The sequence below is a fragment of the Arthrobacter sp. DMZ02-1R genome, from assembly GCF_057747935.1.
Genome location: NZ_CM173230.1, coordinates 4,683,676 through 4,696,140, shown reverse-complemented (window position 1 = coordinate 4,696,140; position 12,465 = coordinate 4,683,676). Strand labels below are relative to the sequence as shown.

Annotated in this window: 9 protein-coding genes; 8 read left to right on the top strand and 1 reads right to left on the bottom strand. The window is 62.7% G+C overall.

Annotated features, from left to right (window positions below; all coding sequences use genetic code 11):
• Nucleotides 1–39: 39 nt before the first annotated feature.
• The 8 genes from AC3ANQ_RS22315 to AC3ANQ_RS22280 all read left to right on the top strand — a co-directional run bounded on the left by AC3ANQ_RS22315 (nt 40) and on the right by AC3ANQ_RS22280 (nt 11,383).
• Nucleotides 40–1,008, top strand: a complete 969-nt coding sequence (locus tag AC3ANQ_RS22315; protein ID WP_488303060.1) for a carbohydrate ABC transporter permease — start codon at nt 40–42, stop codon at nt 1,006–1,008.
• On the top strand, nt 1,008–1,892 hold the full coding sequence (locus AC3ANQ_RS22310) for a carbohydrate ABC transporter permease (RefSeq protein ID WP_488303059.1): 885 nt from the start codon (nt 1,008–1,010) through the stop codon (nt 1,890–1,892). The genes AC3ANQ_RS22315 and AC3ANQ_RS22310 overlap by 1 nt, the downstream gene beginning before the upstream one ends.
• 42 nt (nt 1,893–1,934) lie before the next feature.
• Nucleotides 1,935–3,689, top strand: coding sequence for a DUF5605 domain-containing protein (locus tag AC3ANQ_RS22305; RefSeq protein ID WP_488303058.1), 1,755 nt, complete (start codon nt 1,935–1,937; stop codon nt 3,687–3,689).
• Nucleotides 3,690–3,880: 191 nt separating this feature from the next.
• Nucleotides 3,881–4,498: an alpha/beta hydrolase gene (locus tag AC3ANQ_RS22300; RefSeq protein ID WP_488303057.1), complete on the top strand. Its 618-nt coding sequence runs from the start codon at nt 3,881–3,883 to the stop codon at nt 4,496–4,498.
• 154 nt (nt 4,499–4,652) lie between these two features.
• Nucleotides 4,653–5,663, top strand: coding sequence for a LacI family DNA-binding transcriptional regulator (locus AC3ANQ_RS22295; protein WP_488303056.1), 1,011 nt, complete (start codon nt 4,653–4,655; stop codon nt 5,661–5,663).
• 17 nt (nt 5,664–5,680) lie between these two features.
• Nucleotides 5,681–6,418: an HAD family hydrolase gene (locus tag AC3ANQ_RS22290; RefSeq protein WP_488303055.1), complete on the top strand. Its 738-nt coding sequence runs from the start codon at nt 5,681–5,683 to the stop codon at nt 6,416–6,418.
• 40 nt (nt 6,419–6,458) lie between these two features.
• Nucleotides 6,459–8,858 (top strand): glycoside hydrolase family 65 protein, encoded by a 2,400-nt coding sequence (locus AC3ANQ_RS22285; RefSeq protein WP_488303054.1) that lies wholly within the window; start codon nt 6,459–6,461, stop codon nt 8,856–8,858.
• A gap of 383 nt (nt 8,859–9,241) precedes the next feature.
• Nucleotides 9,242–11,383 carry a hypothetical protein gene (locus AC3ANQ_RS22280; RefSeq protein ID WP_488303053.1) on the top strand — a complete coding sequence of 714 codons (2,142 nt, stop codon included), beginning with the start codon at nt 9,242–9,244 and terminating at the stop codon, nt 11,381–11,383.
• A 212-nt stretch (nt 11,384–11,595) separates the two neighbouring features.
• Here the strand turns inward: AC3ANQ_RS22280 and AC3ANQ_RS22275 are convergent, their stop codons facing one another.
• Nucleotides 11,596–12,006, bottom strand: a complete 411-nt coding sequence (locus tag AC3ANQ_RS22275) for a DUF6855 family protein (protein WP_488303052.1) — start codon at nt 12,004–12,006, stop codon at nt 11,596–11,598.
• Nucleotides 12,007–12,465 lie beyond the last annotated feature (459 nt).

Below are 12,465 nucleotides of genomic sequence, written 5' to 3'. Positions count from 1 at the left end.
GACACCCCTGACCGCACCAAAGATCAAAGGCGACCTCTCTTGACCAAGCTCACAGCCACGCGCCTCTCCGACATGCCGGAGCAGAAACCGCGGAGATCTCCCAAAAGACCAATGTGGAAGCGCATTGCCGGCGGCGGATTCATCGCCGCACTTCCCTTCCTCGCCCCGGCCTTGGCCGCCTATGTGGTCTTCGTTATCGGCCCCATGTTCAGCGCCATCCGCCTCAGCCTGTACAAATGGTCCGGCTTCACCACCGACCAGCAGGTCTTTGTCGGATTCCAGAACTACGTCCGGCTCTTCACCAAAGACCCGGTGTTCTGGACGGCCGTGCAAAACAGCATCGTCTGGGTCCTCCTCTCCCTGGTCATCCCCACCACGCTTGGTCTCGTGATGGCCCTGGCACTGAACCGTCCCGTCTTCGGGCGGAATGTGTTCCGCTCCGTCTTTTACATTCCGGGCGTCCTCGCCCCGATTGCCATCGCGAACATGTGGCGCTGGATGTACAACCCGAACTACGGTGTGTTCTCGGACATTTCCAAGGCCCTGCACATCGGAGACGGCTCGGGGACGACCTTCCTTAGTGACCCCAAAGTGGCGATCTACGCCATTTTCGCGGCCTTCGTCTGGCAGATCGCCGGCCTGAACATGGTGTTGTTCCTTGCCGGGTTGCAAAGCGTGTCCAAGGAACTAGTCGAATCCGCCCGCCTTGACGGAGCAAACGCTTGGGGCGTCTTCCGGCACGTCACCTTCCCCGCGCTGCGTCCGACCGTCGTCGTCGTCCTGGTCCTGACGATTGTGAACTCCATCAAGGTCTTCGACTTGGTGGTCGGCATGACCGGCGGCGGCCCGGCCCAGAAGTCCCAGGTCCTGGCCCTCTGGTCCTACACGCAGTCCTTCCTCAACCACGACTTCGGACTCGGCAACGCCACCGCGACGATCCTCCTCCTCATAACGCTGGTCCTCGTCGTCCCCTACATGATCTGGTCCACCAAAGGAAACGAAGACTAATGAGCACCATCACCCTCAGCCGCGGCAAGCGCTCCGAAAGGAGCCCCAGGCCCCGTCGCAATGCCGATTACATCCGCGTCGGACTGTGGATCGCCCTGTTCGTGGCCATGCTTGCCTGGGCCATGCCATTGATCTTCGTGATCTTCACATCTCTGAAATCCGAGGACCAGATCTTCTCCACCTCCTCGTTCTCGCTTCCCTCCAGTGCCGAATGGGCGAACTACGCAAAGGCCCTGCAGACCGGGAACCTGCTTACCGCCGGCGGGAACAGTCTGCTGATCGCCCTGGTCAAGGTTCCGATCGGCTTGTTCATCTCCGCGGCCGCAGCATTCGCCCTGTCACGCATCAAGTTCAAGCACAGCCGGGTCCTCCTCGCCGCCTTCGCCATGGGCTCCATGGTGCCGATCCAGGTGGCCCTCGGCCCGCTCTTCCGGACGATCCTGGACCTGGGACTGCTCAACAACCCCATCGGCGTCATCCTTCCCTACATCGGCTTTGGCTTGCCGTACCAGATCTTCATCCTTTACGGATTCTTCACCGCTGTCCCGAAGGAAATCGACGAAAGTGTCCGCGTTGATGGAGGCGGAAACTGGCGGCTGTTCTGGCAGATCATCTTGCCCTTGTCCAAACCCGCTCTTGCCGCCTTGTTCATCCTGGACTTCGTCTCGACCTGGAATGAATACGCCATCGCGCTGGTCATCCTGCAGAACAAGGCATCGCAGACGGTACCCCTGGCAATCCAGGGATTCCAATCCCAGTTCACCAGCTCCTACGGGCCACTGAACGCCTTCACCATCATGTCGATCCTCCCGGTGGTCATCATCTATCTGCTGTTCCAGCGCTACTTCGTCCAAGGCATGTTCACCGGAGCCGTCAAGGGCTGACCCTGCCGTGTGTTCCAGAAATTTCACCGAAGAAAGGCCATCATGGCGACCTTCACCGCTACAACCCCGCTCTTTGAGGTCATGCGAGACCCGGCCGGACACGAGATCCTTGCCCGCCACGTGCCAGAACTTGCAGCCAACCCGCTGCTGCACACCCTCTACCATTACCAGCTTGGCCTGATCCTTGGAACCGAGGAGTCCCTGCGCAACGACCCGGCGAAAAAGGCCGAGATCCTTGCAAAAATAGAGACCTTGCACCCTTCCCCCGGGCCGGACCGTTCCGTCCGCCATCATGAACCGGTAGCCGACTACGAGCCTGAGTCGGTGGAGCACGGAAGCGCCCGGGCCGACTTCGCAACCGAGACGCGGAAATGGCAAAGGTATGAGATCGCCCTGCAGGGCCCCTCGCACGGCAACCCGTTCACGGACGTGGACCTCGCGGCCGACTTCACCTCCAGCGGCGGGACCCTGACGGTTCCCGGTTTCTACGACGGCGAAGGCACGTACCTGATCCGCCTGCTCGTCCCGGCCGAGGGGGAGTGGTCCTTCGCCACCCGTAGCAACGCCGCGTCCCTGGACGCCATCACGGGACGCTTCACCGCGAAGTCCGCGGCCCCGGATTCCCGTGGCGTGGTCCGGGTGGCCGACACGTTTCACTTCGCCTACGAGGACGGAACCCCCTACCTTCCGTTCGGCACGACCTCCTACGTCTGGACGCACCAAGGCGAAGCACTCGAGGAACAGACCCTGCTGTCCCTCAAGGCGGGACCTTTCAACAAGATGCGCATGTGCGTCTTCCCCAAGTCCTACCTATTCAACGAGAACGAGCCCGAGATTTACCCCTACGAGGGGACTCTTGAGGGAGGCTTCGACTACACCCGGCCGAACCCCGTCTACTACCGCCACCTCGAGACGCGCATCGCGCAATTGGAAGACCTCGGGATCGAGGCCGACCTGATCCTCTTCCATGCCTACGACCGGTGGGGTTTTTCGACCATGAACGCGGCGGCCGATGACCTATACGTCAAATACGTCACCGCGCGTCTGGCATCCCACCGGAACATTTGGTGGTCGCTGGCGAACGAGTTCGACCTCATGTTTGAGAAAACTATCGAGGACTGGGAACGCTTCGCCGCGATCGTTCAAGAGAACGATCCGAACAAGCACCTGCTTTCCATCCACAACTGCCGCGAGATGTATGACCACTCACGTCCGTGGATCACGCACTGCAGCATCCAGCGGTTGGACATCTACAAGACCGCCGAAATGACAACCGAGTGGCGGCAGGAATGGCGGAAGCCCATCGTCATCGACGAATGCGCGTACGAAGGGAACATCGACCAAGGGTGGGGCAACATCACCGGCGAGGAAATGACCCGCCGGTTCTGGGAAGGCGCCGTCCGCGGCGGCTACGTCGGACACGGCGAGACCTACGTCCATCCCGGGGACATCCTCTGGTGGGCGAAGGGCGGGAAGCTGCACGGCACCAGCCCGGACCGGATCGGATTCCTGCGCGGCATCCTGGAGGAAAGCCCCGAAGGCCACCTCGAACCCCTGCCCGGCCACTGGGACGCCCCGAGTGCGGGCGTCAAGGACCAATACGAGCTGATCTACTTCGGCTTCAACCAGCCCACGTACCGGCGGTTCGTCATGCCCCCGGGCATCCGGTTCCAGATCGACATCATCGACACATGGAACATGACGGTGGAGACCCTTCCTGACACCTTTGAAGGCCGCTTCCGCATTGAACTGCCCGGCCGGCAATACATAGCCGTGCGCCTGCGCGCAGAGGCCTAAACGCGGACCGCGGAGGCAGGATTTCCTGCCTCCGTGGCGGTCAAGGCAACGCAGCGAGGCCAGGCGAAGATGGGGCCGCCGACTGCGCGAGCTCGCCGGAACCGTGCCGGCTCGCCCGAGCCTTTCGGCGACCCGGGCGCGTTCCGGCGATTTCGACGGCGCCGGCGGGCCCATCAACATAGGCTCTTCCCATGGAAACAGTCGCCTGGTCCAAACCGGAAAGTGAGCGCGCCGGGACGCCGCTGCTTGTGATGATGCACGGATATGGTACGGACGAGCAACGAATGGTGAATCTCTTCCCACAGCTCCCTAAAGAATTCACCTGCGCCGCGCTCCGTGGGCCAATGCCGATCGGCGACCACTACGGCTGGTTCCTGCTGGACTATTTCCTGGCCAACGACTTTGCGGACGTCATCACCGCCACCAACAAGGTGTTCGCCTGGATTGACTCAGTCAAACGCAACCACAGCAGCGTGAGCCTCCTTGGCTATTCCCAAGGCATGGCCATGGCCAGTACCCTCCTGCGGCTTCGTCCGGAAGGCTTTAAGGCGACCGTAGGCCTCTCCGGATTCGTCCTGGAAAACGATCTCTTGGCCCTCAGTGAATCCTTCGACTCGCCACCGCCGTTCTTCTGGGGCCGGGACAAGGCCGATCCCGTGATCTTCAACGATGCCATTGAGCACACCGCGGAATGGCTCGACAATAACACCGCCCTCACCGCGCGAACCTACCCCGGCATGGGGCATCGGATCGAGGCCCCGGAAATGGCTGATGTCAGCGCGTTTCTGAAGTACTACGTCCTCCACTGAGGTGAGGTCCGCGTCACATTCAGTGACGCTGGAAAACAACTCTTGATTGCCAAAATTGTAAGCGCTTACACTCTTCTTCGGCGGTGCACGGATGTCCCGCCTAATCCAGAAGATGAAAGGGTTGAGGCCGTGTTGAATGGTTAAGGCTCAACGCGTGACAATTCAGGACGTCGCAGTCCTCTCAGGCTTGTCCATCTGCACCGTTTCACGCGCTCTGCGGAACCTGCCGAACGTGTCCGAAAAAGCACAAGCGAAAGTGGCCGACGCCGCCGCCAAGCTCGGCTACAAGGCATCCTCCGCCGCAGCCCGGTTGGCCGGCGGAAGTACTGGTTCCATCGCGATCATCGCCCCCACCGCCACGGCCTGGTTCTTCGCCCAGGCCGTCGAGGCAGCCGAGGAAGTGTTCGGAGACAGCGGTTTCGACACTGTTTTGATCAGCCTGCGTGGCAAGTCGAGCGTCAAACGGAAGATCTTCGGCGACCTCCTTGGCCTCTCCCAACGCGTGGACGGCGTGTTGCTCCTCAACGTTGACTTGAGCGAATACGAGGCTGCCCTCCTGGCCGCATCCGGCCTTGCAGTTGCAAGCGTGGGGATGACTTCCGTACCGTGGGACAACGTAGGGATCGACGACGAACTTGCGGCTTGGCAGGCCACCTCGCACCTTTTGGGGCTGGGGCATTGGGATTTGGCTGTCCTTTCCGGTCGCGAAACCCGGGAGAATTCCGTGCTGACGTCCAGCGACAGGCTCAAAGGATTTGGCCGGGCATTGAAAGACCACCACCTGACCGTTCATCCGGACTTGGTCATCAACTCGGATTCCACCATCGACGGCGGCCGCAAAGCCATGAACGAACTCATTGCCCACAGAAGCCTTCCCACGGCGGTCTTCGCGGATTGTGATGAGGCGGCCTTCGGAGCCCTGATGGCCATGCGGGAGCACGGACTGTCCGCGCCGAAGAATGTCTCGGTGATTGGAATCGACGACCACCCCATGAGTTGGTTCCTTGGACTGAGCACAGTGGCGCAGCCGGTGGCGGACCAAGGTGCCTTCGCTGCCAACCTGCTCGTTGACCGCCTCCAGAACGCCGACGCCCCGAACGAACCCTCCAACCATTTCCTCGACACCAAGCTCATTGAACGCAAAACCACGCGCCGCCAGCGCTGAACGGACCACTGCACACCATGACTGATACCCGAGCAATCCAGAAAACTGCCTGGACGGGCGCTGCCGCGCTCCTTTTCGACCTCGACGGCGTGCTGACGCCCACCGCCGTCGTGCATGAACAGGCCTGGCAGGAGCTCTTCGACGGCTACCTGGCGGAAACCGGCCACCCGGATGCCTACCAGGAGAGTGACTACTTCGACCACATCGATGGCAAGCCGCGCTTCGATGGTGTACGGGATTTCCTCACCTCCCGCGGAATCAGCTTGCCGGAAGGACCCATCGACGACGATCCTGCCAACACCAGCGTGCAGGGCCTGGGCAACCGCAAGAACCGGATCTTCAATGAGATCGTGGATTCGCGCGGCGTCGAGCCCTACGCGGGCTCCGTCCGCTTCATCCACGCCGCCTTGGAGCTGGGACTCAAGCTCGCCGTCGTATCCTCTTCGCGCAACGCACCCGCCGTCCTGAAGGCGGCCGGACTGGATGGCTACTTCCCTGTGGTGGTCGACGGCCAGGTGGCGGCCGCCGTCGGGCTTCCCGGCAAGCCGGACCCCGCCACTTTCCGTTACGCCGCCGCGCTGCTGGACGTTCCCGCGGCGGGCTGCGTGGTCGTCGAGGACGCAGTGTCCGGCGTGCAGGCCGGCAGCGCCGGCAACTTCCGCGCCGTGATCGGAGTGGACCGCGGGGCCGGCCACCAGACCCTGCTCGACGCCGGTGCAACGTTCGTGGTCGACGACCTCGACGATCTCCTCTAACCAAGCCGTTTCCCCAGAAACAGAAGGAACCCAACAGTCCATGGCACTCATCAGCTCTGATCGGCTGCGCTTCCCTTGTGAACCGTGGAAGCTCGTGGAGAGCATCCACGTTCCCGGTGACGCCGGTACGCTCGAAACCCTCTTCAGCCTCGGCAACGGCCACCTGGGCATCCGCGGCGCCCACTGGGCGGGGGCGGACACCGAACTTCCCGGCACGTTCATCAACGGTTTCCACGAAACCTGGGACATCAAGCATGCCGAGAACGCCTACGGCTTCGCGCGCACGGGACAAAGGATTGTCTACGTTCCCGACGCGAACAACTTCAACGTTGTGGTCGACGGTGAGCAACTGAGCCTCGCCGAGTCCACGGTGCAGAACTACCGGCGCAGCATCGACTTCGCCACCGGCGTGTACGAATGCGCCATCACCTGGGAATGCCGTTCCGGGGCCACCGTCACCACGGTGGAGCGCCGAGTCGTCGGGATCGAATCCAGGGGTTCCATTGGCATCGAGCTGAGCCTCACCGCGGACCGCCTGGTGTCTGCGGACATCACGTCCTTGGTGATCAACCGGCAGGACCAGCCTGTGGACGACCACTCGGCCCATGACCCCCGCCGCGCAGGCCGCCACGCCGGCCGGGTACTGCGCCCGCTCCACCTCCAGGGTTCGGACGGTTCCCTGCGCCTGGCGTGGGAAACCGCGGAATCCCACCAGCGCATCGGCATGGCCGTGGACCACTGGATCTCTGCGGAAGGCCAACCGTTCGAAACCGTGGTGGGGGAGGACGAGTCCACGGTCCGCTACGTCATGGCAGTGAGCGAGGGCGAGACGTTCCGCTTGGAGAAGAGCGTCAGCTACGTCGTGAACAGCGCCGACGCAAGCGCAGCGGAGCCCGGCGAGATCCTGGCGTCGGATGCCGAGTTGGGACTCGTGCCGTTCGACGCGCTCCTCGCTGAAGGCGCTGCGCACTACCGCGACTACTGGTCCACCGCGGACATCACCATTGGTGGCCAGCCCGAACTGCAGCAGGCCGTCCGCTGGAGCTTGTTCCAGCTCGCCCAAGCCACCGCCCGTGCCGGCGTCGCGGGCATCCCCGCCAAGGGAGTCAGCGGCTCCGGCTACGAAGGCCATTACTTCTGGGACCAGGAGGTGTACCTGCTGCCGTACCTGACGTACACCAACCCCTCAGCGGCCCGGCAGGTACTGGAGTCGCGCCATGCCATGCTGCCCGACGCCCGGATCCGGGCCAAAGAGCTGAGCGTCGACGGAGCGCTGTTCCCATGGCGCACCATCAACGGGCTCGAGGCCAGCGCGTACTACGCCGCCGGCACCGCGCAGTTCCACATCGCCGCCGCCATCTCCTTCGCCGCCAACCGCTACCAGTGGGCCAGCGGCGACGCCGGCTTCCGTACCGAGGTGGGCGCCGATCTGTTGATTGAGACAGCACGCATGTGGGCTTCGCTGGGCTTCTTCGGCAAGGACGGGTTGTTCCACATCCACGGCGTCACCGGCCCGGATGAGTACACGGCTGTAGTCAACGACAACCTCTACACCAACGTCATGGCCCGCTTTAACCTGCGTGCTGCCGCGGCCCTGGAACATCCTGACGTCCCGGAAACCGAGCGGATGGTGTGGCAACAGGCCGCCGCGCGCATGTCCCTTCCCTACGATCCGCACATGGAGATCTACAGCCAGGACAACGACTTCATGACCCTGGAGCCGTGGGACTGGTCCACGCCGCGGTCCAAGTACCCGCTGCTGCTCAACTTCCACCCGCTGGTGATCTACCGGCACCAAGTCCTCAAGCAAGCGGACACGGTGTTGGCGATGTTCCTGCAGTGGCAGGACTTCACGGCCGAGGAAAAGCAGCGCGCCTTCGACTTCTACGATCCCATCACCACCGGCGACTCCACATTGTCGGCATGCGTGCAGGGGATCATGGCGGCCGAAGTGGGCTACTCCGACGTCGCGCTCAAGCACTTCACCGAGGCCTTGTTCATTGACCTCGACAACACGCACAGCAACACCGTTGACGGCGTGCACATCGCGTCCACGGGTGGCATCTGGAGTTCCTTGGTGTGCGGTTTCGCGGGCATGCGGGACCAGGGCCAGGTCCTGCACTTCGATCCTCGGCTGCCGGCCGAGTGGGACAGCCTGTCCTTCCGGCTCAAGATCCGTGGACGGCTGTTGTCCGTCGAGCTGCGCCCGGGGTCCATCAGCCTTGCGCTGACTGCGGATTCAGGTTCAGCGCCCGACGCCGGTGCCGCGCCTTTGGAGGTCCCCGCGCCTTTGGAGGTCAGCGTGCGCGGGCAGCGGGTCGTCGTCGGCGTCGAGAGTGTCACTGTGCCGCTCGACGCGGTGCCGGTCCCTGCGCCGTCGGTCTTCCCGAGTCTCTTCCCGACGGCGGGACTCCCCGTGATCGGAAACGCGCGGGTCTAGCCAATCGATTGCTCCCACCGGCTCCCAGCCGTCGCAAGCTCAGGCGGGGGCCCTCGCCGGCGTGGGCCCCCGTAACTGCCGTTCTGAGCGTCCAAAACGGCAGTTGCGTGGACCCTCAGTACGGGAGTGTCGTTTAGATTCGATGGCCCACCCTCGATTCTGGTAGATTGTCCCAAAATTGACGGTGGTCCATGCCGCCAGGGTTATTGGGGGTCTCCTTGCGCGTGCGTGGATTAAGGTTCTTGGCTGTTTTCGCTGTCCTGCTTGGATTGCTCGTCTCCATCGGGGTTTCAGCACTCCCAGCGTCCGCTCGCGTTCCCGAGAATTCCCGAGCGTCTGCTGCAATGCGCGGTCCAACGGGACCGGTGGACCCTGGCACATTTGTGTCGCTTTCACCGTTCCGCGCCCTGGATACCCGTGGCGGTGTTCCTGCGGGTGCTGATTCGCCTGTGTCTTTCCAGGTGGGCGGTGTGTCGGGGATCCCGGCGAATGTTTCGGCTGTGGTGTTCAACTTGACGGTGACGGGGCCGCAGTCGTTCGGGTTCGTCAGTGCGTTTGCTTCCGGTACTGAGCGTCCGAATGCGTCGAATGTGAACTTCGGTGTTGGTCAGACCGTGGCGAACTCCGTGACGGTGCCGGTAGGGGCTGATGGGAAGGTGACGTTGTTCAACCGTTCCGGCGGTTCCACGCAGCTGATTGCGGACGTTTCGGGCTATTTCCTTCCCGGGGCTCCGCTCGTTCCGGGTGCGTTTGCGCCGTTGGCTCCTTCGCGGATGCTGGATACCCGTGGCGGTGTTCCTGCGGGTGCTGATTCGCCTGTGTCTTTCCAGGTGGGCGGTGTGTCGGGGATCCCGGCGAATGTTTCGGCTGTGGTGTTCAACTTGACGGTGACGGGGCCGCAGTCGTTCGGGTTCGTCAGTGCGTTTGCTTCGGGTACTGAGCGTCCGAATGCGTCGAATGTGAACTTCGGTGTTGGTCAGACCGTGGCGAACTCCGTGACGGTGCCGGTAGGGGCTGATTGGAAGGTGACGTTGTTCAACCGTTCCGGCGGTTCCACGCAGCTGATTGCGGACGTTTCGGGCTATTTCCTTCCCGGGGCTCCGCTCGTTCCGGGTGCGTTTGCGCCGTTGGCTCCTTCGCGGATGCTGGATACCCGTGGCGGTTCGCCTGCGGGTGCTGATTCGCCTATGTCTTTCCAGGTGGGCGGTGTGTCGGGGATCCCGGCGAATGTTTCGGCTGTGGTGTTCAATCTGACGGTGACGGGGCCGCAGTCGTTCGGGTTCGTCAGTGCGTTTGCTTCCGGGACTGAGCGTCCGAATGCGTCGAATGTGAACTTCGGTGTTGGTCAGACCGTGGCGAACTCCGTGACGGTGCCGGTAGGGGCTGATGGGAAGGTGACGTTGTTCAACCGTTCCGGCGGTTCCACGCAGCTGATTGCCGACGTCTCGGGCTACTTCATGGGGCAGCTGATGCCGCCGGAGACTCCGACCATCACGCCGCCCACGGCCATTACGACCATCACCGGAACCAACACCGGCACGGTCAATGGCGGAGGGACTGTTGGTGTGGGTCAATACGATTTCACTATCAATGAGCCGGGCACGTATCCGGCGAAGGGCTTTATTTACTCGGTTTCCAGCGCTCCGGTCTCCTCATACCCAGTCAACGTCAGCTGCGATACCCCACGGGTCGCGCAATTTGTGGTGGTCTGTCCGGCCGATGGACGGAACGCGACAGCGACAGTGGGGTCTGTTGATTACTTCACTTTTATCAGCGTTTGGGCGTTCGACTACGCCGGCAATGTTAGTTATCCGACCTCCTACCGGTTCAGCGTGGCAAACGCCATGCCCACTCCCACTACCGTGCTGCCGATCACCGCACCGAGCGGAGGGAGTTGGGTGCCTGTTGCTACCCAAACCCGCGGCACGCCCATTGCCACCGGTTCTTGTCAGGGAGATGTGAGCTCGGGTTATCCCGGGAGCACTAAGATGAATGCCCTTCAACTGAATGGGGCACCAGGCCAGTTCGGGGAGACGGCGTCGCTGGCAGTGAATACGCTGGAGAGCTTCAGCGTCTCAGGATGGTTCTGCCCCACAAAAATAGCAGGTGGAACAACCCAGTCGCTGGTAGCGCAGGTTGCCGATAGCGGGGCCCTGGGCGGGGCACTGCGGCTGGATCCAAAGGGCTCGCCCGAACTGGATACCTGGACCACGGCCAACACGCTGGAACAGGTCCAGACCTGGCCACAGTCGGACAATGCCTGGATGTTCATTTGCGCTGTTTATGACAAGGTCAATCAACAGTTGCGCATCACCGTGAACTCCGCGGGCTACAGCGGAACCTGGACCACGGCCGCAACCTCGACCCAAAGCCGCCTTCCCTCCACTTCCGGGGCTGTGCGTCTCGGAGAGGGCTTCACAGGTCAGATCCTCAACCCCGTCATGACCCAGGGCATCCTTACAAACGATCAGTTCAGCAACGTACAAAACGTTTTCACGCCCACCTCCCAAGGGGTGCTCAGGTGAGCAAACTGCGGCCAAGCCGCGCGTTCGGAAGGCCACATACTGGGGTAATCCATCGGGCGGGTCCTCTGCGAAGCAGTCTCTCCCGGCGGAAAGCTGATCGCGCGTGCATATCGCAACGGATGATTCGCCGGGGCGCTCTCTCGGCGACATCGCCTGGGAACGCGCACGACGACGGCGGGCGCGCCGTCGTCGAACCCCGCCTGAGTTGCTCCCTACTGAGGCGCTATGCCCCGCATGCTGTTGTTCCGTTTCTCATGGGTAAGTTCGGCGAGGCCAAGAGCCTCCAGGAGCGGTGGCATGTACATACCGAAGCGGCCGCGGTAACCCTTGCGCAGGCCATACCAACCGCCCACCGGATTGCCGCCGCCGCGCCCCCAGGCCTCAACTGTGCCTTCCGCGGCAGGCTTGTTCTCGTCGGCGGCACCGAGCGGCACCCAACCGCCTTGCTGGAGTAGCCACGCATGCAGGTCCTCGATGGCGCTCAAATGGTATTTGAGGGTGGTGGAGCCGACCTGGCAGACCAGCGCCGGTGGGTCTCCCGCCTCATCCCGGTACATCGTGTATTCGGAGGAGCCAGGCGGTGTGGTGAGCGTCCACGGGTCTTCCTTGGATCCAGCGGCCATGTGAGGGTGTCCTTCCTGGCGGGTGTCGCGCGGGTGTTGGCTACACGCTACACAGGGTTGGGCCGTAGGTCTGGGGGCGAGGGGGTGGTATCCGTCCAGCACATTGGCCACTAGGGACGGTCCGACCCGACTTCCCGGCCTGTGAGTGCCAGCGCCTTCGGGCGCCTGATGGCCGTCGGGGTGGGACGTCGCTTGTGGGTCTTGTAATAAATCGACGGTTTTGCGCGCGTATTGCGCGTTTATCCAGCCGACATGTAGTTTGCTCTCAGATATCCGTGCTTTGGGGAACGGCCTATTTGGGAACCCGCGCACTAGCCTCCTCGTGAAAGTGGTCCCGTGGGTTCTCGTTCCTCAGTGCTGTTGCGTGCTCTTTGCGGTTTGTCGGTCGATGCCGGGCTTCTGACGGCACCCGGAGCGGCGTGGGCCGGGCCTCCGCCCGGGGTCACCGGCACAGTTTCG

Bases quoted from the DNA above. Each gene is read 5' to 3' on its own strand.
- AC3ANQ_RS22310 (WP_488303059.1), top strand. From the start codon at position 1,008: ATGAGCACCATCACCCTCAGCCGCGGCAAGCGCTCCGAAAGGAGCCCC.
- AC3ANQ_RS22305 (WP_488303058.1), top strand. From the start codon at position 1,935: ATGGCGACCTTCACCGCTACAACCCCGCTCTTTGAGGTCATGCGAGAC.
- AC3ANQ_RS22300 (WP_488303057.1), top strand. From the start codon at position 3,881: ATGGAAACAGTCGCCTGGTCCAAACCGGAAAGTGAGCGCGCCGGGACG.
- AC3ANQ_RS22290 (WP_488303055.1), top strand. From the start codon at position 5,681: ATGACTGATACCCGAGCAATCCAGAAAACTGCCTGGACGGGCGCTGCC.
- AC3ANQ_RS22285 (WP_488303054.1), top strand. From the start codon at position 6,459: ATGGCACTCATCAGCTCTGATCGGCTGCGCTTCCCTTGTGAACCGTGG.
- AC3ANQ_RS22275 (WP_488303052.1), bottom strand. From the start codon at position 12,006: ATGGCCGCTGGATCCAAGGAAGACCCGTGGACGCTCACCACACCGCCT.